General features: G+C 64.8%; 22 protein-coding genes. 5 read left to right on the plus strand and 17 right to left on the minus strand.

All coding sequences use genetic code 11. From position 1 onward, the window contains the following. Positions 1-48: 48 nt before the first annotated feature. The 10 genes from OKW45_RS30395 to OKW45_RS30440 all read right to left on the minus strand — a co-directional run bounded on the left by OKW45_RS30395 (position 49) and on the right by OKW45_RS30440 (position 11,235). Entirely contained in the window at positions 49-705 is a 657-nt protein-coding gene (locus tag OKW45_RS30395) for a DUF502 domain-containing protein (RefSeq protein WP_026225597.1), read from the minus strand. A 75-nt stretch (positions 706-780) separates the two neighbouring features. Then, positions 781-1,107 carry an FmdB family zinc ribbon protein gene (locus tag OKW45_RS30400; protein WP_429472776.1) on the minus strand — a complete coding sequence of 109 codons (327 nt, stop codon included), beginning with the start codon at positions 1,105-1,107 and terminating at the stop codon, positions 781-783. Positions 1,108-1,280: 173 nt separating this feature from the next. Then, the gene (locus tag OKW45_RS30405; RefSeq protein WP_429472777.1) at positions 1,281-1,901 is read right to left on the minus strand and encodes a methyltransferase domain-containing protein; all 621 of its coding nucleotides are present in this window, start codon (positions 1,899-1,901) and stop codon (positions 1,281-1,283) included. A gap of 6 nt (positions 1,902-1,907) precedes the next feature. Further along, positions 1,908-3,485: a ubiquinone biosynthesis regulatory protein kinase UbiB gene (gene ubiB / locus OKW45_RS30410; RefSeq protein WP_018419397.1), complete on the minus strand. Its 1,578-nt coding sequence runs from the start codon at positions 3,483-3,485 to the stop codon at positions 1,908-1,910. A gap of 15 nt (positions 3,486-3,500) precedes the next feature. After that, the gene (locus tag OKW45_RS30415; RefSeq protein WP_429472778.1) at positions 3,501-4,145 is read right to left on the minus strand and encodes a ubiquinone biosynthesis accessory factor UbiJ; all 645 of its coding nucleotides are present in this window, start codon (positions 4,143-4,145) and stop codon (positions 3,501-3,503) included. A 174-nt stretch (positions 4,146-4,319) separates the two neighbouring features. Beyond that, on the minus strand, positions 4,320-5,321 hold the full coding sequence (locus OKW45_RS30420; RefSeq protein WP_429472779.1) for a Tim44 domain-containing protein: 1,002 nt from the start codon (positions 5,319-5,321) through the stop codon (positions 4,320-4,322). Between the two features lie 37 nt (positions 5,322-5,358). Beyond that, positions 5,359-6,090 carry a bifunctional demethylmenaquinone methyltransferase/2-methoxy-6-polyprenyl-1,4-benzoquinol methylase UbiE gene (gene ubiE / locus OKW45_RS30425; RefSeq protein WP_429472780.1) on the minus strand — a complete coding sequence of 244 codons (732 nt, stop codon included), beginning with the start codon at positions 6,088-6,090 and terminating at the stop codon, positions 5,359-5,361. 66 nt (positions 6,091-6,156) lie between these two features. Further along, entirely contained in the window at positions 6,157-6,570 is a 414-nt protein-coding gene (locus OKW45_RS30430; RefSeq protein WP_429472781.1) for a gamma-butyrobetaine hydroxylase family protein, read from the minus strand. 99 nt (positions 6,571-6,669) lie between these two features. Then, the gene (locus OKW45_RS30435; protein ID WP_018419392.1) at positions 6,670-7,098 is read right to left on the minus strand and encodes an HIT family protein; all 429 of its coding nucleotides are present in this window, start codon (positions 7,096-7,098) and stop codon (positions 6,670-6,672) included. 33 nt (positions 7,099-7,131) lie between these two features. Continuing rightward, positions 7,132-11,235 carry a DUF3683 domain-containing protein gene (locus OKW45_RS30440; RefSeq protein WP_018419391.1) on the minus strand — a complete coding sequence of 1,368 codons (4,104 nt, stop codon included), beginning with the start codon at positions 11,233-11,235 and terminating at the stop codon, positions 7,132-7,134. A 554-nt stretch (positions 11,236-11,789) separates the two neighbouring features. Here OKW45_RS30440 and ilvA point away from each other — a divergent pair. From ilvA to queF, 3 genes are read left to right on the plus strand one after another with little or no spacing between them, the layout of a single operon-like run. After that, positions 11,790-13,313, plus strand: coding sequence for a threonine ammonia-lyase, biosynthetic (ilvA, locus tag OKW45_RS30445; RefSeq protein WP_429472782.1), 1,524 nt, complete (start codon positions 11,790-11,792; stop codon positions 13,311-13,313). Positions 13,314-13,336: 23 nt separating this feature from the next. Continuing rightward, entirely contained in the window at positions 13,337-14,239 is a 903-nt protein-coding gene (locus OKW45_RS30450; RefSeq protein WP_018419389.1) for a 5'-nucleotidase, read from the plus strand. Beyond that, positions 14,236-15,060: an NADPH-dependent 7-cyano-7-deazaguanine reductase QueF gene (queF, locus tag OKW45_RS30455; RefSeq protein ID WP_429472783.1), complete on the plus strand. Its 825-nt coding sequence runs from the start codon at positions 14,236-14,238 to the stop codon at positions 15,058-15,060. Before OKW45_RS30450 ends, queF begins: the two co-directional genes overlap by 4 nt. A 92-nt stretch (positions 15,061-15,152) precedes the next feature. Here the strand turns inward: queF and OKW45_RS30460 are convergent, their stop codons facing one another. From OKW45_RS30460 to OKW45_RS30470, 3 genes are all read right to left on the minus strand, one after another. Continuing rightward, the gene (locus OKW45_RS30460; protein ID WP_008923846.1) at positions 15,153-15,539 is read right to left on the minus strand and encodes a RidA family protein; all 387 of its coding nucleotides are present in this window, start codon (positions 15,537-15,539) and stop codon (positions 15,153-15,155) included. Positions 15,540-15,610: 71 nt separating this feature from the next. Further along, positions 15,611-17,092 (minus strand): N-acyl-D-amino-acid deacylase family protein, encoded by a 1,482-nt coding sequence (locus OKW45_RS30465; protein WP_018419387.1) that lies wholly within the window; start codon positions 17,090-17,092, stop codon positions 15,611-15,613. 3 nt (positions 17,093-17,095) lie between these two features. Continuing rightward, a complete protein-coding gene (locus OKW45_RS30470) occupies positions 17,096-17,986 on the minus strand; it encodes a MurR/RpiR family transcriptional regulator (RefSeq protein ID WP_429472784.1) in 891 nt (296 codons plus the stop codon). A 153-nt stretch (positions 17,987-18,139) separates the two neighbouring features. Between OKW45_RS30470 and OKW45_RS30475 the strand changes: the two genes are divergently transcribed. After that, positions 18,140-19,417 (plus strand): amino acid deaminase, encoded by a 1,278-nt coding sequence (locus OKW45_RS30475; protein WP_429472785.1) that lies wholly within the window; start codon positions 18,140-18,142, stop codon positions 19,415-19,417. Between the two features lie 104 nt (positions 19,418-19,521). On the opposite strand, the gene OKW45_RS30480 is transcribed toward OKW45_RS30475, so the two are convergent. Both OKW45_RS30480 and OKW45_RS30485 read right to left on the minus strand, forming a co-directional pair. Further along, positions 19,522-20,022, minus strand: coding sequence for a MarR family winged helix-turn-helix transcriptional regulator (locus tag OKW45_RS30480; RefSeq protein ID WP_429473392.1), 501 nt, complete (start codon positions 20,020-20,022; stop codon positions 19,522-19,524). A 30-nt stretch (positions 20,023-20,052) separates the two neighbouring features. After that, positions 20,053-21,648 (minus strand): MDR family MFS transporter, encoded by a 1,596-nt coding sequence (locus OKW45_RS30485; protein WP_026225595.1) that lies wholly within the window; start codon positions 21,646-21,648, stop codon positions 20,053-20,055. 138 nt (positions 21,649-21,786) lie between these two features. Between OKW45_RS30485 and OKW45_RS30490 the strand changes: the two genes are divergently transcribed. After that, complete coding sequence (locus OKW45_RS30490; RefSeq protein WP_429472786.1) at positions 21,787-22,626, plus strand: EcsC family protein; 840 nt, start codon at positions 21,787-21,789, stop codon at positions 22,624-22,626. Here the strand turns inward: OKW45_RS30490 and OKW45_RS30495 are convergent. Further along, complete coding sequence (locus OKW45_RS30495) at positions 22,593-23,561, minus strand: alpha/beta hydrolase (RefSeq protein WP_429472787.1); 969 nt, start codon at positions 23,559-23,561, stop codon at positions 22,593-22,595. The genes OKW45_RS30490 and OKW45_RS30495 overlap by 34 nt on opposite strands. A 132-nt stretch (positions 23,562-23,693) precedes the next feature. Then, entirely contained in the window at positions 23,694-24,128 is a 435-nt protein-coding gene (locus OKW45_RS30500) for a CHRD domain-containing protein (RefSeq protein WP_429472788.1), read from the minus strand. Between the last annotated feature and the right edge of the window lie 12 nt (positions 24,129-24,140).

A 24,140-nucleotide genomic window follows, 5' to 3' on the forward strand; every position in this document is an offset into this window, starting at 1 on the left:
TGAACGGCGCGCCGCGGACGATCCTGCATGAAGCGTTGCGCGCCGGCATTAGAGCGGAGGCTCGACGGTGGCGCGGCGCACCGGCGCCGGCGGCGGCGCGGACGGCGCCACGACGCCCATCGAGACAATGTACTTGAGCGCAGCGTCGACCGTCATGTCGAGCTCGATCACTTCGCTTTTCGGCACCATCAGGAAGAAGCCGGACGTCGGGTTCGGCGTGGTCGGCACGTATACGCTGACGTAATCTTCCTTCAGATGGTTGGCCACGTCGCCGCCCGGGATGCCGGTCAGAAACGCGATCGTATAGGACCCGCGGCGCGGGTACTCGATCAGCAGCGCCTTGCGGAATGCATTGCCACTGCTCGACAGCAGCGTGTCGGACACCTGCTTCACGCTGGTGTAGAGCGGGCCGACCACCGGAATGTGCGCGACCAGCAGTTCCCACCACTTCACGAGCTTCTGCCCAATGAAGTTCTGCGTCAACAGCCCGACGACGAAGATGAACGCGAGCGTGAGCACCGCGCCGAGGCCCGGCAAGCGATAGCCGATAGTGCGTTCCGGCTGCCACGAGGTAGGCAGCAGCAACAGCGTCTGGTCCATCGTGCCGATGATCAGACCGAGCACCCACAGTGTGATGGCCAGGGGCACCAGCACCAGCAGGCCGGTCAGAAACACCGATTTGAGTGTGAATTTCTTCGTCGTCATGTGTACCGCCAGAAAGCTGCGCGGGCCGAAGCCCATGCGCGGTAGATACGCCGCCCGCGCGGGGCGGCAGTCCCACTAGGCGCTGCCGGAACCGCTCGGGCTCGTGGCGGCGGGCGCTGCGGCGGGGGCCGCGGGCGCGGCAGCCGATGCAGCCGATGCAGCCGGGGCAGCGGCTGCGGCCGGCTCGGACTTCGCTTCCGACGCGGCCGGTGCGCTCGTGCTGCCGCGGAAATCGGTCACGTACCAGCCGGAGCCTTTCAACTGGAAGCCGGCGGCCGTGAGTTGTTTGCTAAAGGTGTCTTTTCCGCACTCGGGACACTGGGTCAACTGGGGATCGCTCATCTTCTGGAGCACGTCCTTCCCGAAACCGCATGACCCGCAACGATAAGCGTAGATCGGCATGATCCTTTCTTACTCCAAATGCCTGCTGAAATCTTGTAAACGCTTGCAAAGCCTTGAATTATAGCCGCAAACGATGTCCGTTCCCCGGATTTCGGGAAGCGGACGCACTACGCGCCCGCCACCGCGCCAGATGGGGACGCCCTCCGGACCTCTCAAGAGCGGCGCGCGTGGCGTTAGCCGCGACGCCGCCAGGCGAGCCAGCGCTCGCGTCCGGCGAATACGGCGATCGAGTCGTCGACCGCTTCGTCTTCGACCAGCTCGAAGTATGGCGTGAGCAGCGCATCGAGCTCGCCGCGTTCGACGCCGAACGGCGGCCCTTTCGGCGTCGCGCCGATGAAAAAGATGCCCGCCAGCAACCCGCCGGCCGGCAGCAGTTCGCCCATGCGCTGCGCGTAGTCGGCGCGGCGCTCCGGCGGCAGCGCGCAGAAGAATGCGCGCTCATAGATCCATGCCGGTGCGAACGGTGGCGCATAGGTGAAGAAATCCGCCTGCTCGACCAGCGATGCATGCGCGCCGAGCTGCTCGCGTGCCGCCGCCACGGCGGCTGCCGAGAAGTCGATCGCGCGTACCGGGATGCCCCGGCGCGCGAGCCATACCGCTTCGTGCGCGCTGCCGCAGCCTGGAATCAGCACGGCGACGTCGCGGTGCCGTTCGGCGAACGCGCGAAACGCGGACGTCACGCCCGCCTGATCCCACGGCGTGAAATGACGCTCGAAGCGTTCGTCCCAGAACTCGGGCGAGCTGGGATCGCGGGTCGCGAAATCGGGCGCGGAGGGTTGGATCGGATCGCTCATCGGAATCTATCCTCCATAAGCCAGTACCAGGAACGCACGCGCCAGCATCGCGCCGACGCCGACCGCCACGCCGAACAGCAGCAGGCCTTGCAGCAGACGGTTGGTGCGCTTTTGCTCGAGCAGGATCTGGCGGATCACGTCGTCGTTCGCGCCGCCCACCGGATGATGGTGCTCGGCCAGCATGTTATGGACGAGGCGCGGCAACTGCGGCAGCGTCTTGCTCCATTGCGGCGCCTCGATCTTCAGACGCTCGTACCAGCCGCGCAAGCCGATCTGCTCGTTCATCCAGCGCTCGAGATAGGGCTTCGCGGTCTTCCACAGATCCAGTTCGGGATCGAGCGAACGGCCGAGGCCTTCCACGTTCAGCATCGTCTTTTGCAGCAACACGAGCTGCGGCTGGATCTCGACGTTAAAGCGCCGCGACGTCGAGAACAGACGCAGCAGCACCTGGCCGAGAGAAATGTCCTTCAGCGCGCGATCGAAGTACGGTTCGCAGACCGCGCGGATCGCGCTTTCGAGCTCCTCGACACGGGTGGTCGGCGGCACCCAGCCCGACTCCAGATGCAACGTCGCGACGCGATGGTAGTCGCGCTTGAAGAACGCGAGGAAGTTCTGCGCGAGGTAGTTTTTGTCGAAGTCCGACAACGCGCCGATGATGCCGAAGTCGAGCGCGATGTAACGGCCGAAGTGCGCGGGATCGAGGCTCACCTGAATGTTGCCGGGGTGCATGTCGGCGTGGAAAAAGCCGTCGCGGAACACCTGCGTGAAGAAAATTTCGACGCCCTCGCGCGCGAGCTTCGGAATGTCGACGCCCGCCGCGCGCAACGTATCGACCTGGCTGATCGGCACGCCGACCATGCGCTCCATCACCAGCACCGTGGGCGTGCAGAACTCCCAGTACATCTCGGGCACGAGCAGCAGGTCGAGCCCCTGGAAGTTGCGCCGCAACTGGCTGCCGTTGGCGGCCTCGCGCATCAGGTCGAGCTCGTCGTGCAGGTATTTGTCGAATTCGGCGACCACCTCGCGCGGCTTCAGGCGTTTGCCGTCGGCCCACAGACGCTCGGCCCACACGGCGATGTCGCGCAACAGCGCGAGGTCGGAATCGATCACCGGCAGCATGTTCGGGCGCAGCACCTTCACCGCGACCGCCTTGCCCGCATGCTGGCCAGCCTTCACCTTCGCGAAGTGGACCTGTGCGATCGACGCGCTCGCGACCGGCACCCGCTCGAAATCGTCGAACAGTACGTCGACCGGCGCGCCGAGCGACTTTTCCACGAGCGCGATCGCGACCGCCGAATCGAACGGCGGCACCTGGTCTTGCAGCTTGGCAAGTTCGTTGGCGATATCGACCGGCAGCAGATCGCGACGGGTCGACAACACCTGGCCGAACTTGACGAAGATCGGCCCGAGGCTTTCGAGCGCGAGCCGCAGACGCACGCCCGGCGGCGCATCGAACTTGCGACCAAGCGTCGTGATGCGCAGCAGCAGACGCACGCGCCGGTCGTTGATGCGGCTCAACATCATTTCGTCGAGGCCGAAGCGGATGACCGTGAAAAATATCTTCAGAAAACGCAGAAAACGCATGGCTGGGCCCGGTGACTAGCGCGTGCCGCGCGACGTGGCGGCGCCGCCCGGCGTTTGCGCGCCGCGGGCTTCGACCTTCTGTTCGATGCGCTCGATGCGCTTTTCGACGCGCGCGAGCGAATCGCGCGCGCGCGCCAGCTCGACGTTGAAGTCAGCGAGCGCGGTGCGGCGCACCAGCTGCGGATTTTCGTCGAGCAGGTACTCGGCGGCGGTATCGAGCAGATTGCGACCGGTGCGCTGCACATGCTCGCCGACTGAGCGGACTAGCGACGTGATGCGCCACGCGGGTCCATCACCGATCAGCTTCGCGAGATCTTCCTCCGGCTCCCAGCGCAGATGCTCGGCGAGCTTCGCAATCACGGTCGCGAACTCGGCGTCGCCCTCGATCTTCACGTGCTTCATCACCGCGGCCTGGCCACCTTGCAGGAAGGCCGGCAGTGCGTCGGACGGCACCGAGATCGTCACGTCGAACTGATGCGCATCGGCTTCGTCGAGCGAACCGAGATAGCCGTCGGGCTGCACGAGCAGCGCGAGCACGACCGGCTGACATGACAGGCGAGCGGTCTTGCCCGCGTACGGGGCGAGGCGCTCCCGGGCCCACGATTCGCGGACGAGCAGATGATTGACAGCAGCAGCGAAGGGCTTGGCGGCGAGGGTCATCGAAGGTGGCAAGAAAAAACCCGCGCGAGCGAGGTGCTTGCGCGGGCTCCCATTGTAACGTCCGTTCGCTTCGCGGCCTGCTATGCCGAACGGCCTAAGCCATGCGCGAAGTCAGGAATCGCTATGCCGTGGCCGGCTCTTTTCGAGGCAAACGCGACTCGATGCTTCGGCATGTCAGTGTTGCTCGACCTGCTGGATGCCGGCAAGCAGCCAGCCTTCGCCAGTGCGGTTCGCCTTCGTCAGATTCCAGACTTCGACGAACGGCTCGGCCGCCGCGCCCGGCTCCTCGCGGATCAAACCGGAGAAGCGCACGCTCGCGAAGTATTCGTTCGCGCGCTCCTCGACGCCGAGCAGCTCGGCGTTCAACTGCACGACGTCGGTCTGGTTCGGCTGCGTGCCGCGCGACGCGAGATCGACGCGCACTTCGGCGAACGTTTCCGGCGTCGTGAATTCGCGGATGTCCTCGACGTTGCCGACGTCCCACGCCGCCTGCAGGCGCACGAAGTACACCTTCGCGTTACGCAGAAACGCTTCCGAATCGAAGCCGGCCGGCACCGACGGCGTCGCGCCGAGCGATGGCGTGGTCAACGGATTGCCCTGCGGTTCGAGATACGAGCCGGTGGGCGGCGCCGTGTAACGCGGCTCCTGAATATAGTCGGTGCCTTTCGTGTTCAGCGACGGCGCCGTGCCCGCGTAGGCAGGCTGCGCCGCATCGCGCTTACGGCCGGTGAAGCGGCGGATGAGCCAGATCACCACAATCGCGATCAACGCGATCACGATCACGTTCGCGAACATGCCGGCGAACGCCTCGCCGAGCCCGAAATGCGACAGCAATGCGGCGATGCCGAGACCGGCCGCGAGACCGGCGATGGGCCCGAGCCAGCGATTGCGGTTCGGCGCGGCGGGCGGCGTGGGCTTAGTCGCAGGCGCCGCCTGCGCGCTCTGCTGCGTGGCCTGATTGTTCTGCGCCGGCTGGGACGGCGGCGTCGTCTGGCGCTGCTGCTGCAGACTGTTCGATTGACGGCCGAAGCTGCGGCCTCCGCCCATGCGGCGTGCTTCGGCGTCGAGAGAGGCAAGAGTGCCGGCCATCAGCAGACCGACCATCGCGATCAGTCCGATTCTTCTCGCCAGCGACCCCCTAACCTTACGAGTAGATAACAAATTCAAATCGGACATTTCGCACTTTCCTTTAAAAATCGACGGGTTAGGGACTCTAGTATTTGGACCCCACATGCAAAGCTACCACGCCAGCTGACAAATTGTAATATTTGACGCCGTCGAGACCAGCTTGTTCCATCATAGTTTTCAAAGTTTCCTGGTCCGGATGCATGCGGATCGATTCCGCCAGGTACTGGTAGCTTTCCGCGTCCTTGGCGAAGCGCTCGCCGAGCCACGGCAACACCTTGAACGAATACAGATCGTAGACCTTCTTCAGCGGATCCCATACCTTCGAGAACTCGAGCACGAGCAGCCGCCCGGCCGGTTTCAGCACACGACGCATCTCGGCGAGCGCGATGTCCTTATGTGTCATGTTGCGCAAGCCGAACGCGACCGTCACGACGTCGAAGTAGTTGTCCGGAAACGGGATTTTCTCGGCATCGCACAGCAGCGCCGGCGTGATGATGCCCTTGTCGATCAGCCGGTCGCGGCCCACGCGCAGCATCGATTCATTGATGTCGGTATGCCAGACCTCGCCGGTTTCGCCCGCCTGTTTCGCGAATGCTTTCGACAGGTCGCCCGTGCCGCCCGCGATGTCGAGCACCTTGTAGCCCGGCCGCACGTTCGCCTGGGCGATCGTGAACACCTTCCACGCCCGGTGCAATCCGCCCGACATCAGGTCGTTCATCAAGTCGTAGTTGGCGGCCACCGAGTGGAACACCCCCGCCACCTTCTGCGCCTTGTCCTGTTCGTCGACCGATTGAAAGCCGAAGTGGGTTTTGCTCATCGCGCTCGTCCTTTCGCGTGTTCTTGAATGTTGCGCCGCTCGAGCGGCGTTCGGGGGCGAATCGTATCAGTGACAGTGCCCGTGCGCAGCGGCGGCGGGCACCATCGGCGTGTCGCGGTCGATGCCGGCCGCTGCCAGCTTGGCGAGATACGCGCGCCAGAGTTCATCCTGACGCACGGCCATGTCGTATAGCAGGTCCCACGAATAGATGCCGGTGGCGTGTCCATCGGAGAAGCTCGGCTGCAGCGCGTAGTTGCCGACGCCTTCGATCATCGTGATCGTCACGTCGCGCTTGCCGGTCTGCAGCGTTTCCTGGCCGGGCCCGTGGCCCATCACTTCCGCCGACGGCGAATACACGCGCAGCAGTTCGAACGGCAGCCGATACGCTTCGCCGTTCGCGTACTGCAGTTCGAGCACGCGCGACTTCGAATGCAAGATCACGCCTGTCGGCACCGGCGTCTCGGGAGTCAATCCGCTCATGTTTGGCCTCATCAGATAAACGGCGGGTGATAACGTCGAATCGGCCGCCTCGCACGCCGACGGCAGTCCGGCGATGCGCGGCGACGGATTCAGCGACGCTCAGCCCAGCGCCTGTTCGATTTCCTGCCGCACGGCTTCGCGCAGCAGCGTGGCTTGCGCGCGGCGCGACGACAACATCGCTTCGGACACCGTGCGCTGGCGCGGCGCCCAGATCGGCAGGGGGAAATGCGCGTCGTTCGAGAAACGCGGAATCACGTGCCAGTGCACGTGCGGCACCTGGTTGCCGAGGCTCGCGAGATTGACCTTCGCGGGCTGCATCACGCGTCGCTGCGCACGCTCGACCGCGTACACGGCCTTCATCACGTGATCGCGCTCGTCGGCAGAAAGATCCGAAAACTCGGCAACGTGAGCGTTCCAGATGACCCGGCAAAAGCCCGGGTAGTCGTGTTCGTCGGCGAGGACGACTCGCAGCGCGTCGCCCTGCCACAGCACATCGCCGCCGTCTTCACGGCAAAAAACGCAGTCCATCGTCGTCCTCGGCAAAAATCGTTGGTCGTGCCATTAAACCAGCACGCGCTCGATTCCGCCATTGTTCGCCCGTTGAACGTAGTCCGCCATCCAGTTTTCACCGAGCACGTGACGTGCCATCTCGACCACGATGTAGTCCGCCTCGGTACCCGCGTCTTCGTTGTAACGCGACAGCCCTTGCAGGCACGACGGGCAGCTCGTAAGGATCTTGACGTCGGTCGAACCCGCGTTTCCCTGATTAGGCTGCGGACCGTCGCCGGCCTTCAGCACCGAACCGTTCGGCGCGCCCGCGGCGCCGGCCGATGCATTGGCCGGATTGATCGCGTTCGCGCCCGCTTCGGCGACGAGAGGGATGCCGCGCAGCTTCGCCGCGCCCTTGCGGATTTCTTCTTCCTTGCGGAAGCGCACCTGGGTCGAGATGTCGGGACGCGTGACCGCGAGCGTGCCCGATTCGCCGCAGCAGCGGTCGTTCTTCTCGATCTTGTAGCCGTCCTGCTCCGAACCCATCAGCTGATTGACGAGCTTGACCGGGTCCATCGTCTTGATCGGCGAATGGCACGGGTCGTGGTACATGTAGCGCACGCCGTTCACGCCATCGAGTTTGATGCCTTTTTCCAGCAGATACTCGTGGATGTCGATGATCCGGCAGCCCGGGAAGATCTTTTCGAATTCGTAACCGGCGAGCTGGTCGTAGCACGTGCCGCACGACACCACCACCGTCTTGATGTCGAGGTAGTTCAGCGTATTGGCGACGCGGTGGAACAGCACGCGGTTGTCGGTGACGATCTGCTCGGCTTTGTCGTACTGGCCCGAGCCGCGCTGCGGATAGCCACAGCACAGGTAACCCGGCGGCAGCACGGTCTGCACGCCCGCCTCCCATAGCATTGCCTGAGTCGCGAGACCAACCTGCGAGAACAGCCGCTCGGAGCCGCAGCCCGGGAAGTAGAACACCGCTTCGGTGTCGGCGGTGGTCGTCTTCGGATTGCGGATGATCGGGACGATCTTGTTGTCCTCGATATCGAGCAAGGCGCGCGCGGTCTTCTTCGGCAGGTTGCCCGGCATCTTCTTGTTCATGAAGTGGATCACCTGCTGCGTGATCACCGGCTTGCCGACCGTGGCGGGTGGATGCGCGGTCTGCTTCTTCGCGAACTTCTTCAGCACTTCGTTGCCGAGGCGCTGCGCCTTGTAGCCGACGCCCATCATCGCGGTGCGCGCGAGGTTGATGGTCTGCGGGTTGGTCGCGTTCAGGAAAAACATGCCCGCGGCGTTGCCCGGGTTGAACTTCTTCTTGCCCATCTTGCGCAACAGGTTGCGCATGTTCATCGTCACGTCGCCGAAGTCGATCTTCACCGGGCACGGCGTCACGCACTTGTGGCAGACAGTGCAGTGATCGGCGACGTCGTTGAACTCATCCCAGTGCTTGATCGACACGCCGCGGCGCGTCTGCTCTTCGTACAGGAACGCCTCGACCAGCAAGGACGTGGCGAGAATCTTGTTGCGCGGGCTGTACAACAGGTTCGCGCGCGGCACGTGCGTCGCGCAGACGGGCTTGCACTTGCCGCAGCGCAGACAGTCCTTGATCGACTCGGAAATCGCGCCGATATCGGACTGCTGCATGATCAGCGATTCGTAGCCCATCAGGCCGAAGCTCGGCGTGTACGCGTTGCGCAGGTCCGCGCCTTCGAGCAGCTTGCCCGCGTTGAAGCGGCCATGTGGATCGACGCGCTGCTTGTACTTGCGGAATTCGCCGATCTCGTCGTCGGTCAGGAATTCGAGCTTCGTGATGCCGATGCCGTGCTCGCCGGAGATCACACCGTCGAGCGAACGCGCGAGCTTCATGATGCGCGCGACCGCCGTGTGCGCGTCCTGCAGCATCTCGTAGTTATCGGAGTTGACCGGCAGGTTCGTGTGGACGTTGCCATCGCCCGCGTGCATGTGCAGCGCGACGAACACACGGCCGCGCAGCACCTGCTTGTGGATCGCCTGGGCTTCGTCGAGAATCGGCTCGAACTCGCCGCCGTTGAAAATCTGCCGCAATTCGGCGCGGATTTCCTGCTTCCACGACACGCGAATCGTGCGGTCCTGCGCGAGGTGGAATACGGTTGCGTCAGGTTGCGCGTCGACGCGATCAGCGAACTTTTCGGCGAGCGACTCGTAGCCGAGGCCGACCAGGTAGTGCTGCGCCTCGCGCAGCGACAGGTCGAGCTTGCCGCGCACGAATTCCCAGCGCGTGCGCACACGCGCGAGCAGGTCGAGCGCCTGCTGCACGCGATCCTCGAGCAGCTCGGCGCTCGGAATTTCGTTCGCGTCGTCGCTCTTTCCGAGCGGCAGCTTGCCGCCCTTGAAGAACGCTTCGAGCGCGTCGACCAGTTGCAGCTTGTTCTTCAGCGACAGCTCGATGTTGATGCGCTCGATGCCGTCCGTGTATTCGCCCATGCGGTCGAGCGGAATCACGACGTCTTCGTTGATCTTGAACGCGTTGGTGTGCTTTGCGATCGCGGCCGTACGGCTGCGGTCGAGCCAGAAGCGCTTGCGGGCCTCGGCGCTGACGGCGACGAAACCTTCGCCGCTCTTGCCGTTGGCCATGCGCACGACTTCGGAGGTGGCCTGCGCGACCGCGTCCGCGTCGTTACCGACGATATCGCCGATCAGCACCATCTTCGGGAACGCGTTGCGTTTGCTCTTGGTCGCATAGCCGACCGCGCGCAGATAGCGCTCGTCCAGATGCTCGAGGCCGGCCAGAATCGCGCCGCCCTGGCGCGAGGTCTCGAACAGATAGTCCTTGATTTCGACGATGCTCGGGATCGCCTCGCGCGCCTGGCCGAAGAACTCGAGACAGACGGTGCGCGTATGCGCAGGCATCTTGTGCAGCACCCAGCGCGCGGACGTGATGAGGCCGTCGCAGCCTTCCTTCTGCACGCCCGGCAGACCGGCGAGGAATTTGTCGGTGACGTCCTTGCCGAGGCCCTCCTTGCGGAACACACGGCCCTTGATGTCCAGCGCTTCGGTGCGCAGCAGTTTCTCGCCCGGCGCGTAGTTGCCGTCGAACCATTTGAGCTCGAAACGTGCGACTTCAATGTCGTGGATCTTGCCCATGTTGTGCTCGAGACGCGTGACTTCGAGCCAGTTCCCTTCCGGGTCGACCATGCGCCACCACGCGAGGTTGTCGAGCGCCGTGCCCCACAGCACCGCCTTCTTGCCACCCGCGTTCATCGCGACGTTGCCACCGACGCAGGACGCGTCGAGCGAGGTCGGGTCGACCGCGAACACGAAGCCGGCCTGCTCGGCCGCTTCGGTCACACGTCGGGTGACGACGCCCGCGCCCGAGAAAATCGTCGCCACCTTGCGATCGACGCCCGGCAATTCGGTCATTTCAACCGGGCCGAGCTGTTCGAGCTTTTCGGTGTTGATGACGGCCGAGAACGGCGTGAGCGGCACCGCGCCGCCCGTGTAGCCGGTGCCGCCGCCGCGCGGAATCACGGTCAGGCCGAGTTCGAAGCAGGCCTTGATCATGCCGGCGATTTCGGCCTCGGAGTCCGGCGTCAGCACGACGAACGGGTATTCGACGCGCCAGTCGGTCGCGTCGGTCACGTGCGAGACGCGCGACAGGCCGTCGAACTTGATGTTGTCTTTCTGCGTGACCTTGCCGAGCACGCGCGTAGAACGGCGGCGCAGGTCGTAGGTCTGCTGGAATTCGCTGGCGAATTGGTCGATCGCGCGGCGCGCGGCCTGCACCAGCTTTTCGACGCGCGCGGCGCGATCGACGCCGGCTTCGTCGCCGTGTTCGCGCAGATCGGCGCGGCGGCGCTTTTCGATTTCGGCGAGACGGTGATTGAGCGCCTCGATCAGCAGCGCGCGGCGCTTCGGATTGTCGAGCAGGTCATCCTGAAGATACGGATTGCGGCGCACGACCCAGATGTCGCCGAGCACTTCGTACAGCATGCGCGCCGAGCGGCCGGTACGGCGTTCGGCGCGCAATTCGGCGAGCGCATCCCAGGCTTCGTTGCCGAGCAGCCGGATGACGATTTCGCGGTCGGAGAACGACGTGTAGTTGTAAGGAATTTCGCGCAGACGCGCTTCGGGATCGGCGGCCACCGCGGCGGCGCCGTGCGGATCGAAAACTTGAGGTGCGTTCATGTTTGGACGACTCGGTAGGTCGGCCTGGCGCGCTCGTCACGAGGCGTCGGCCAACAATGCGCGTGGGGCGCAATGCTTGAAATCTTCTAGGGCTTCCAGGGGCGCGAACACGACCGGCGGCCAACTCACGGCAGTCGCTTCGCGGCGCTCAGAGACAGCTACACGATCGCGCGCGGCGGATATGCCGCTCCGCCGCGGGGCACGATTCGCGCGGAACGGGCATTAAATGGGCGATCCGAGGCTGCCAGTGCATCTTCCGATCCTTATTCCAAAATGGAATTCTACCGCATCATCCTGCCACGCGTTGCCGGCGGGAATCGGGGCGGCGGCGGGGGTTCGGGGGATTTGGCGGTGAGTTTGGCGCAATTTCGCACGCCGTCTCATTGGCCGACCGGACGGCTTGGCAAACTTCGATCATGCAGTTCACAAACGTTCACAAAAGGCCGGGCTAGGGGCGTGCCACCCTTCCCCGGCGCGCGCGGAACGGCCGGAGCGGGCACCGTTGGCGCTATCATTGACGTTTTCCCGTCTTAACAGCGCACCGCGCCACCCGCATGGCTTCCCACGACTACCTGAAAAAGACCCTGACCGCGCGCGTCTACGACGTGGCGCGCGAGACCGAACTCGAACGCGCGCCGAACCTGTCGGCGCGGCTGCGCAACCCGGTCTATCTGAAGCGCGAGGACAATCAGCCGGTGTTCTCGTTCAAGCTGCGCGGCGCATACAACAAGATGGCGCATATTCCGGCCGAGGCGCTCAGTCGCGGCGTGATCACCGCGTCGGCGGGCAATCATGCGCAGGGCGTGGCGTTGTCGGCGGCACGCATGGGCGTGAAGGCGATCATCGTCGTGCCGGTGACGACGCCGCAGCTCAAGGTCGACGCGATCCGCACGCACGGCGGGCCGACCGTCGAGGTCGTGCAGTTCGGTGAGTCGTATAGCGACGCCTATGGTCACGCGGTCAAGCTGCAGCAAGAGCGCGGCCTGACCTTCGTGCATCCGTTTGATGATCCCTACGTGATCGCCGGCCAGGGCACCGTCGCGATGGAAATCCTCAGCCAGCACCAGGGCCCGATTCACGCGATCTTCGTGCCGATCGGCGGCGGCGGTCTCGCGGCTGGTGTCGCCGCATACGTGAAATCGGTGCGCCCCGAGATCAAGGTGATCGGCGTGCAGACCGATGATTCGTGCGCGATGGCCGCATCGTTGAAGGCGGGCGAGCGCGTGACGCTGAACGAAGTGGGCCTGTTCTCCGACGGCACCGCGGTGAAGCTCGTCGGCGAAGAAACCTTCCGTCTGTGCCGCGAATATCTCGACGAAGTGCTCCTGGTGAACACCGATGCGCTGTGCGCCGCGATCAAGGACGTGTTCCAGGACACGCGCAGCGTGCTCGAACCGGCGGGCTCGCTCGCGGTGGCCGGCGCCAAGCAGTATGCCGAACGGGAAGGCATCGAGAACCAGACGCTGATCGCGATCACATCGGGCGCGAACATGAACTTCGACCGCATGCGCTTCGTCGCCGAACGCGCGGAAGTAGGCGAAGCGCGCGAAGCGGTATTCGCGGTGACGATCCCCGAAGAGCGCGGCAGCTTCAGGCGCTTCTGCGAGCTGCTCGGCACGCGCAGCGTCACCGAGTTCAACTACCGGATCGCCGACGCGAACTCGGCGCATATTTTCGTCGGCGTGCAGATCCGCAATCGCAGCGAATCGGCGCAGATCGCCGGCGCCTTCGAAGCGCACGGTTTTGCCACCGTCGACCTGACCTTCGACGAACTGTCGAAGCAGCACATCCGCTACATGGTCGGCGGCCGCTCGCCGCTCGCGCGCGACGAACGACTGTTTCGCTTCGAGTTTCCCGAGCGTCCGGGCGCGCTGATGAGATTCCTGTCGTCGATGGCGCCGAACTGGAACATCAGCCTGTTCCACTACCGCAACCAGGGCGCGGACTACAGCTCGATTCTGGTCGGCATTCAGGTGCCCGGGAGCGACCATGCGGCGTTCGAGCGCTTCATCGAAACGCTCGGCTATCCGTGCTGGGAAGAGACGAAAAACCCTGTCTATCGTCTATTTCTCGCCTGATCTCTTCGAACCGGAACGCAACGATGGCGCTTTCGCTCGTCGACAAACTGGTGGTCGCAATCTCGTCGCGCGCGCTGTTCGACTTCGAGGAAGAGAACCGTGTCTACGAGGCCGGCGACCTGAAGGCTTACGAAGCGTTGCAGCGCGAGCGTCTGAACGTGCCCGCGAAACCGGGCGTCGCGTTTCCGCTGATCCGCAAGCTGCTTGCGCTGAACGCCGGCGGTCATCGCGTCGAAGTGGTGATCCTGTCGCGCAGCGATCCGATCAGCGGTCTGCGCGCGTTTCATTCCTGCCGCGAACACGGGCTCGCGATCGAGCGCGGCGTGTTCACGCGCGGCCGAGCGCCGTTCGGTTATCTGAAGCCGCTGAACGCTTCGCTGTTTTTGTCGGCGAATCAGCAGGACGTGCGCGATGCGCTCGCCGCTGGCTTCCCAGCCGCACGCGTGTTGCCGGAATCGGCGAAAATGGCGAGCAAGTACCCGGACGAAATCCGCATTGCGTTCGACGGCGACGCGGTCTTGTTTTCCGACGAAGCGGAACGCATCTTCCAGCAAGACGGCCTGCGCGCGTTCGTCGGTCACGAGATCGACAACAAGCATCTGCCGCTCGCGGACGGTCCGCTCAAGCCGCTGCTCGAAGCACTGCACCGGTTGCAAAAACTCGCGGACGCGGCCGCGCCGATGCGCATTCGCACGGCGCTGGTGACGGCGCGCTCGGCGCCCGCGCATGAGCGAGCGATCCGCACCCTGATGGCATGGAACATCGAAATCGACGAAGCGATGTTCCTCGGCGGCCTCGACAAAAGCGCATTTCTGCGCGAGTTCGAGCCCGACTTTTTCTTCGACGACCAGATCGGCCACTGCGAATCGGCCCGCGTCGTAACGGCGACAGGGCACGTGCTGAGTGGCATCGTGAACGCATCATGACACCCGAACAATCCCCGCTCGGCAAGTCCTCGACTTACACCGAACAATACGATCCGACGCTGCTGTTTCCGATTGCGCGCAGCCATGCGCGCGAGGCGATCGGCATTACCGCGCGACTGCCGTTTTTCGGCACCGACATCTGGAACGCCTACGAGCTGTCGTGGCTGAACGCGCGCGGCAAGCCGCAGATCGCGGTCGCGACGTTCTTCGTGCCGGCCGACTCGCCGAACATCGTCGAGTCGAAATCGTTCAAGCTGTATCTGGGCTCGTTCGCGCAGACTGCGTTCGCCTCGGCCGAGAGCGTACGCGACACGATCAGGCGCGACGTGTCCGCGTCGTGCGGCGCGACCGTGTCGGTACATCTGAGCACACCGCACGAATTCGGCAAGCTGAAAATGGAAGAATTCGACGGCCTGTCGCTCGACCGGCTGGAACTCGAGGCGAGCGTCTATCAGCCGGACGCGTCACTTTTGAGCGCGGCGCACGACGAAGCGCCGGTCGAGGAAACGCTGTTCTCGAACCTGCTGAAGTCGAACTGCCCGGTGACCGGTCAGCCGGACTGGGGCAGCGTGCAGATCCACTACACAGGCTCGCAGATCGATCACGCGGGCCTCTTGCGATACATCATCTCGTACCGCAATCACACCGGGTTTCATGAGCAATGCGTCGAGCGAATCTTCGTCGACATCATGAAGATGTGCAAACCGCTGAAGCTCGCCGCCTATGCGCGCTACACGCGTCGCGGCGGGCTCGACATCAACCCGTTCCGCACCAACTACAACCTGCCGATGCCGGACAACATGCGGCTCGCGCGGCAGTAATTCCAAGAAAAAAAACAGCGGTAAACGCGACGAGGGCACCGCAGGCCATTACGACCTGCGGCGCCCTCGTCACATGAAAGCCATCAAAGCGATCAGGCCGCCGGCTTCTTATAAGCGACGCAATCCACCTCGACCTTGCAGTCGATCACCATCGACGACACCACGCACGCGCGCGCCGGCGGATTCTCGCCAAAATACTCGCGAAACACCTTGTTGAACGACGCGAAGTCGCGCGGGTCGTCGAGCCACACGCCGCAACGCACGACGTGCTCGGCGCCATAGCCCGCTTCCTTCAGGATCGCGAACACGTTCTGGATCGCCTTGTGCGATTGCTCGACGATGCCGCCGTTGATCACTTCGCCGTTTTCCATCGGCGTCTGGCCCGACACGAACAGCCAGCCGTCCGCCTCGACCGCGCGCGCGAACGGCATCACCTGACCGCCCGTTCCCTTTCCGCCTTCCACGCCATATCGCTTCATCGTCACACTCCTTAAAAAGTCGGGCACGCGCGGCGCCCTCGCCGCGCGTGCCGCCATCAATCGATAAAAAATCAGAACGCGCCCTGCGCATCGCCCTTCGACGGCGCGCCGCGCGTGACGAACCGGCCAGCCCGCTCGCCCGTCACCGCGCCATCGCGATACGACAGCACGCCGTTGACCCATACCGCGTCGATGCCGGCAGCGGGCTGCTGGGGCTTGTCGAACGTCGCCACGTCATGCACTTTCGCCGGATCGAACAGCACGAGGTCGGCGTGATAGCCGATATGCACTTCGCCGCGTTGCGCGAGTCCGAAGCGGCGCGCGGACAGGCTCGTCATCTTGCGCACCGCTTCCTCGAGCGGCAGCAAAGCGGCATCGCGCGCATAGTGACCGAGCACGCGCGGAAACGCGCCCCACAGTCGCGGATGCGGCAGCGGGTCGTTCGGCAGGCCGTCGGAACCGACCATCGTAGCCGGATGCGACAGGATGCGCCGCACGTCGTCTTCGGACATGTTGTGATAGACCGCGCCGGCCGGTTGCAGGCGCTTGCCCGCCTCCTGCTGCGAGACGCCCCATTCGGCCGCGACTTCCTTGATCAGCTTGCCCGCCATTTCCGGATGCGGCTCGGACCACGTGATCGTGATGTCGATGTCGCCTGTCACCTGCTTCAGATCGAGCGTCGACGAGCTGCGGTTGTACGGATAGCAGTCGCAACCGACCGGCTGCCCGCCGCGCGCGCCTTCGAGCGACTTCAGCACTTCGACGCTGCGCCCCCAGTTCGACGGCCCCGCGCACTTCAGATGCGAGATCACGACCGGCACACGCGCATGACGTCCGACGCGGTAGGCCTCGTCCATCGCCTCGAGAATCGCGTCGAACTCGGTGCGCATATGGGTCGTGTACAGCGCGCCCGCGGCCGCGAGCGGCTCGGCGAGCGCCATCACTTCCTCGGTCGGCGCGGCGAACGCCGAACCGTATGCGAGCCCCGAGCTGAGACCGAGCGCGCCGTGCGCGAGCGCTTCCTCGAGCTGCGCGCACATGCGCTCGATTTCCTCGGCAGTCGCCGCGCGATCGAGCCGGTCCATCTGGTTATTACGCAACGCCGTGTGGCCGATCAGCGCGCCGACGTTCACCGCCGGCCGCGCGGCGTTCACCGCGTTCACATAGTCGGCGAAGGTCGGGTACTGGAACGCGTCGCGCTCGCCGAGCAGGTTCATCGGATCGGGCGGATCGCCCTTCAGCGATACCGGCGACGCGCTGATCCCGCAATTGCCGACGATCACCGTCGTCACGCCCTGGGTGATCTTGGGCAGCATCTGCGGCGAGCGGATCACATGCGTGTCGTCGTGCGTGTGTACGTCGATGAAGCCCGGCGCGAGCGCGCGCCCGTCGGCCTCGATCACCTCTTCGGCGAGCCAGTTCGACAGATTGCCGATCGCGGCGATGCGCCCGTCGCGGATCGCCACGTCGCGCTCGACGGGCGGCGCGCCCGTGCCGTCGTACAGTTGCGCGCCGACGATCAGCGTGTCGGCGGCTTCGGGATGCGAATGCATGGATCAATCTCCTAACGGTTGTCGATCGCCGCCGCCGCGGTGCGTGTCGAGCGCGTGCTTCATGCGGCGCAGCAATTCGCGGCTCTCGTCGCCCTGACTGACGGCAAGTTCGGTGACGAGCACATCGAGCGCCATCATCATCGCGTAACGGGACGACGACGGCTTGTAGATGAAATCGGTTTCGAACGCGACGATCGGGATCAGCCAGTTGGCGAGCTTCGCCAGCGGCGACGCGGGCGCGGTCAGCGCGACCACCGTCGCACCGTAGCTGCGCGCGATCTTGCAGTTCTCGACCATCTCGGGCACGCGCCCCGTGGTGGACAGCGCGATCACGACGCACTCGCGCGACACCGTGCTCGCCACCATGCGCTGCAACAGCCCGTCCTGATAGGTTGCGACCGGGCGGCCGAGGCGCACGAGCCTGAAACGCATTTCGTCAGCGAGCGCGGTCGAGCCGCCGCCCATGCCGAACACGTAGATCATGCGCGCATTGCGCAGCGCGGCCGCCGCTTCGGCGAGCGGCGCCTGGCGCAGCAGTTGATGATTGTGCGCGAGCGCCGTTTGCAGCTCGTCGAAGACCCGCGTGGCGATCGGCTCGGGTGCGTCGCTTGCGGTGTCGCGCTCGAGAAACCGCTGACCGACCGCGGCCGCCTGCGCGAGCCGCAGCTTGAGTTCGCGCACGTCGCGGCAGCCGACCGCCTTCGCGAAGCGCGTGACGGTCGCGATGCTGACCTCGGCCTGCTGTGCCAGCGCGCCGATGCTCGCGCGCGACGCGCCGGTCAGATCGTCGAGGATCAGCGCGGCGACCTTGCGTTCGGCCGAGCGCAACTCTGGCGCGCACTCGGCAATGCGCGCGACGATGTCGAAAGCGAGCGGTTCGGCGCTACGGTTCATGGCAGGCGGTGGGGTTCGCGGCACGGCTTTCGCGGCCCTCCGGGGGCCTTCGAAACCCATGGTACTAAATAACATTCTTTCAGACATCGTACTTTCGATAACATGGTAAAGTCAAATCTGACTCAATTTACCCGGACGATGGAGCACGGAGACATGAAAGTTACAAACTATCAGGGCGCGACGATTGATCCTTATAGCAAGGGCTTGGGCATGGTTCCGGGCACGAGCGTCCAGTTGAAGGACGCCGCGCGCCTCGAGTGGAACCTGCTCGCCGAGGACGTCAGCCTGCCGGCTGCCGTACTGTACGAGGATCGCGTCGAGCACAACCTGAAGTGGATGCAAGCGTTCGTTGCCGAATACGGGGTCAAGCTCGCGCCGCACGGCAAGACCACGATGGCGCCGCAACTGTTTCGCCGTCAGCTCGAAACCGGTGCGTGGGGCATCACGCTCGCCACCGCTCATCAGGTGCGCGCGGCGTACCACGGCGGCGTCTCGCGCATCCTGATGGCGAATCAGCTGGTGGGCCGTCACAACATGATGATGATCGCCGAATTACTCAGCGATCCGGATTTCGAATTCTTCTGCCTCGTCGATTCGGCTGAGGGCGTCGAGCAACTCGGCGAATTCTTCACCTCGGTGAAGAAGTCGCTGCAGGTGCTGCTCGAACTCGGCGTGCCGGGCGGACGCACCGGCGTGCGCGACGAAGCGCAGCGCAACGCGGTGCTGGACGCGATCGCGCGCTATCCGGACGTGCTGAAGCTCGCAGGAGTCGAACTGTACGAAGGCGTGCTGAAGGAAGAACCCGAAGTGCGCGCGTTCCTGCAAGGCGCGGTCGCGGTCACGCGCGAGCTCGTCGAGCAAGGGCGTTTCGCGCGCTCGCCCGCTGTGCTATCGGGCGCGGGATCGGCGTGGTACGACGTGGTCGCCGAAGAGTTCGCGCAGGCGACGCAAACCGGCAAGGTCGAGGTCGTGCTGCGCCCGGGCTGCTATCTGACGCACGACGTCGGCATCTATCGCAAGGCGCAGACTGACATCTTCAAGCGCAATCCTGTCGCGAAGAAAATGGGCGAAGGCTTGCTGCCGGCACTGCAATTGTGGGCGTACGTGCAGTCGATTCCCGAGCCGGATCGCGCGATCATCGGCCTCGGCAAACGCGACTCCGCGTTCGACGCAGGCATGCCGGAGCCGGCGCGCCACTATCGCCCGGGCCAGCAAGCGCCCCGCGACATCGCCGCGAGCGAAGGCTGGGAAATCTTCGGTCTGATGGACCAGCACGCGTATCTGCGGATTCCCGCCGGCGCCGATCTTAAAGTGGGCGACATGATCGCGTTCGACATCTCGCATCCGTGCCTGACGTTCGACAAGTGGAAGCAGGTGCTGGTCGTCGATCCGCAGTATCGCGTGAAGGAAGTGATCGAGACGTTCTTCTGATCGGACCACGCCGCGCTGACTGAAGCGCGATCTGTTCCGCTAAAGAAAAAGGCTGTGCGCCCTTGGGCTCACAGCCTTTTTTATCGCCACGTGCGAAGTAGCGATCACATGCGTTGCGCCGCCTCGTCGCCAGCGGTCTCCTGCGGTGCGGCGGCCACGGTCGCGGCGCTGGCGTTGGCCGTCACCTCGCCGATGCGCGTCTCCAACATTTTCAGCGCGCCCGACAATGCCGCGAGCGCCTCATCCGGCAACCCGGCCATCGTGTCGTGCAAGAACGCATTGCGACGCGGCAGGCTCGCTTCGGTCGCGGTGTTGCCCGCTTCGGTCAGGCGCACGTTGGTCACGCGGTTATCGCGCGTATCCATGCTGCGCGCGATCCAGCCCAACCCTTCGAGCGCCTTCAGCTGTCGCGTGAGCGCGCCAGGATCGACGCGCAACCGCTCGACGAGCCGCTTCTGCGACGACTCGCCGGCCTGCTCTCGCAGCGCGAGCAGAATGCGCCAGCGTGGCAACGGATGCCCCACCTGGGCCTCGAATGCCGACATGAACGCCCGATAGGTGCGACCAAATTGCTGCATGACTGCAACGCGGTCCTGTTCTTCCATAATCTGCCCGTCCAACACCAAGTCCAAAAATCAATCTGCGTGAATCACCGGCTCGAGCTTGCGCTGCAGCTTGACCCGCGGAACGCGGCGGGTTTGCCACACCGACACGACGGCGATCACCGCGGCCATCGCGAGACCCAGATGAATCGCCCCGACCAGCGACTCGCGCGCGCTTTCGAGCAGCATCGCGCCGTTGTGGCCCGCGTGCGTCAACTGATTGACGAGCGTGGTCTGCGCATCGCGGTTGATCAGAATCTGCGGATCGCCGAGATCGGCGAACCAGTGCGACGCGCCCGCGCCTTCGAGCGCATTGCGCACACCGCTCTTGTACATGTGGGTCACGAGCGTGCCGGTCAGCGCCGTGCCGATCATGCCACCGATCATCCGCAGCGACTGCAGCAGCGCGGTCGCGATGCCGAGGTGTTCGCGGCCCGCGGTCTGCTGCGCGAAGATCGTCAGGTTCGGCATCACGAAGCCGAGCCCGAGGCCCCCGACGACCATGAACGACATCAGCACCCATTGCTGCATCGAACGGGTCGCGACGACGATGCCAAGGCATGACAGCGCGACCATCGCAAAGCCGATGTACAGCATCAGGTTCGGATTCTTCACCCGCGACACGACACGCCCGTTCGCGATACTGCCGATCGTGATGAACACGACGAGCGGCGTGATCACGAGGCCCGCCTCTTTCGGCGACATGCCGAAGCCGCCCTGGAACAGCAGCGGTGCGTAGAACAGCAGCGAGAACATCGTGAAGCCGCCGAGCACGGCCAGCGTGAACAGCGCGGCCAGACTGCGGTTGCGGAACATGTCGACGGGCAGGATCGCGGTCGGGCAGCGCTTTTCCCATTTCCACAGCGAGATGGCCGACGCGACGGCGAGCCCGAGCAGCGCGAACGCGCTCAGCGTGATGCCGTGCTTCGGCAGCAATTCGACGGACAGCTGCAGTGAGCCAAGCGCGATCGCGATCAGCAGCGCGCCGGGCCAGTCGAGCCGCATTTTTCCGGTATGTTCGACGTGTCGCAGATGCGGCAGGAAACGCCAGACGAAAAACAGCGACAGCAGCCCGACCGGCAAATTCACATAGAACACCGAGCGCCAGCCGTAGTACTGCGTGAGAAAACCGCCGAGCGACGGGCCGACCGCATTGGCGATCCCGAACGCCGAGCTCATCAGCACCTGCCAGCGCAGCCGCACGACGGAATCGGGGAACAGATCGGGAATGCATGCGAACGCGGTGCCGACGAGCATGCCGCCGCCAATGCCCTGCAACCCGCGCGCGAGCACGAGAAACAGCATGTTGTTGGCCGCGCCGCACAGCACCGAGGCGCCGGTAAACACGACGATCGATGCAATCACGAATGGCTTGCGCCCGTAATAATCGCCGAGCCGCCCGAAAATCGGCACGGTGATCACCGAGGTCAGCAGATACGAGGTTGCGACCCATGCGTACAACTCGAAGCCTCGGAGTTCGGACACGATGGTGGGCAGCGCGGTGCCGACCACGGTCTGGTCGAGTGCGACCAGCATCGTGACGAACGAGATGCCGAGCATGGCCAGCAGGGATTCGCGGAATGGTAAGACTTGCCCACTCGAATGGTGGGCGGCGGTATGGACAGCCATTTTTGATGGAGCAAAAGTTGACGTGTCAAAAGATTGGGAATCATATCACGGTGGGACGTTCCAACCGGGACGGAACGCGTCTTGCAACGCGGTAGACTGACCTTGAAGTATCCAGGACACGACATGCCAGGGAGGCCCATGCAGCCGAGTTCGCTCGCAGCACCATCCTTATCGGAGCAGGATCTCGCCGCGCTGCGGCGCGCGAAACACCAACTCGAAAGCCCCGCGCTCACGATGAAGCTCGCGAGCGTCGTCGGCGCGCCGATCGAGAAGCTGCTGTCGCGCATTCCGGCGTTCGCCAACCAAAAAGTGTCCGATGCGACGCAGGCCGCGTTGCGCAAATGTCTGTCGATCGCGCTACGCACGCTCGGCCGGCGCGACGACGCCAAGCTTCTCGCGCCTGACAAGCCGAACAACCTGCTGCACAAGTTCGCGGTCGCGACCACCGGCGCGGCCGGCGGCGCGTTTGGATTGGTCGCGCTGCCGGTCGAGCTGCCGGTCACGACTACGCTGATGTTCCGCTCGATCTGCGACATCGCGCGCAGCGAGGGCGAGGACCTAAGCTCGGTCGACACGCAGCTGCAATGCCTGACCGTGCTCGGCATGGGCGGTACATCGAGCGAGGACGACGACGCCGACCTCGGCTACTTCTTCATGCGCGGCGCGCTAGCGCAGGCGGTGTCGAAGGCGTCGTCCGAGGTAGCCAGCAAGGGCTTTACGACCCACGGCTCGGCGGCGCTGCTGCGGCTGCTCAACGCGATCGCCGCGCGCTTTTCGGTGCAGGTCAGCGAACAGATCGCTGCCAAATCGATTCCCGCGATCGGCGCGGTGCTCGGCGCGATGGTCAACACCGTGTTTATCGATCACTTCCAGCAGGTCGCGCACGGGCACTTCACCGTGCGGCGGCTCGAGCGGCAATACGGCCACCAAATGATCGAAGCCGTCTATCGGACGCTCGACGTCACGCTCGACGCCTGAGCCCTGTTCGCGGCGCGGCTCGTCGCGCGTCGCACGAACGCGGCCGCGCGATCGAGCGCGCGGTTCGCCTCCGGCATGAACGGCGCGAACATCGGCCACACGTGCGGCAGGTTTTTCCACACCTCGCATTCGCAATCGACTCCTGCCGCGCGTGCGTTGTCGGCGACGCGGCGCGCGTCGTCGAGCAGCACCTCGGTGCTGCCCGCCTGCAAGAACAGCGGCGGCAGACCGCGCAGGTCCGCATAGACCGGCGACGCGTACGGATGCGTGGCCGGCGCGTCGCCGAGATAGACCTTGGCCGCGCGCTCGATCGAGGCGCCACAGAACATCGGATCGACGCTGTCGTTGGTGCGAAGGCTCGCGCCGGTCGTCGCCAGATCGGTCCACGGCGAGAACAGCAGGCCGCCAGCGGGCATCGGTGCGCCGGCGTCGCGCAGCGCGACCAGCGTGGCGAGCGCGAGGCCGCCGCCGGCCGAGTCGCCGGCGACCACGATCGAGCTCGGTGCGATGCCCATCGCGAGCAGTTGTCGATAGGCGGCGGTGGCGTCGTCGAGCGCGGCCGGAAAGCGATGCTCGGGCGCGAGGCGGTAGTCGAGGGAGAAGAGCCGCGCGTCGGCGCGGGTAGCGAGAGCGAACGTTAGCGACCGATGCGTGCGCGGCGAGCAGAAGTAGTAGCCTCCGCCGTGGCAATACAGGACCGTCGGCTCCGCGCCGCCGGCCGTGCCGCCGTCCACGCGTTCCAGCCATTCCCCGACGAGCGGCGCGTCGGCCGCGCCATACGTTTCGCGAAGATGCCAGCCGCGCGGCGCGCGTGGCGACCACACCCGCTTCGCGGTCAGCGCGCGCGCCCTTTCGACGTTGATGGACGGTTTGAGGGTTTCGGGCCGGAACTGCCTGCGCAAATACCAGCAAGCGAGCGCGCTTTGCCAACTCATCGGGACATGCTCCTTCGTTGAAGTCCCGTCATGGTACGGGCAGTGGCGGGGACGCCGTCGGTTGGCGGGTTCTAACGGTGTGAAGCTGCTTGTGGCCGCGGCACGCGCGCTCGGCCCACGCGAGGCCCACGCCTAGTTCGCCGGCAACACCTGCCCGCGAATTTCGCCCGTCGGATTCTGCGCGGTATGAACATTGAAGTACCACTGCCCCGCCATCAGATCCGTGACCTGCTGCTCGGTCAGCTTCGCCGTGCCTTTGATCGGACTCGCGAGGCCATTCTTCTCGATCGGCACCTGGACCTTCCCGTTCTGGCCAACCGGCGCGGGACCGTGGAAATGCGCGGCGGTGACCGGACCGCTCAAGCCTTCGTAAGTAACAGTCCACTGCAGCGATTGGGTGGCGGTGTCGAAGGTCGCATTCAGCATGCCGTGCCCGTGACTCACGCGCGGCGGCACTTCGCTCGACGGCTGGAGATTCGCCTTCAGCGCAACCGTATCCGCGAACGCAGCGCCCGACGCAAGCGCCCACACCACTACGGCCAGATTCAATTTTCGCAGCGAAACCATGGTCTTCTCCGG

Source organism: Paraburkholderia lebeckiae (assembly GCF_050436225.1).
GTDB lineage: Bacteria > Pseudomonadota > Gammaproteobacteria > Burkholderiales > Burkholderiaceae > Paraburkholderia > Paraburkholderia tuberum.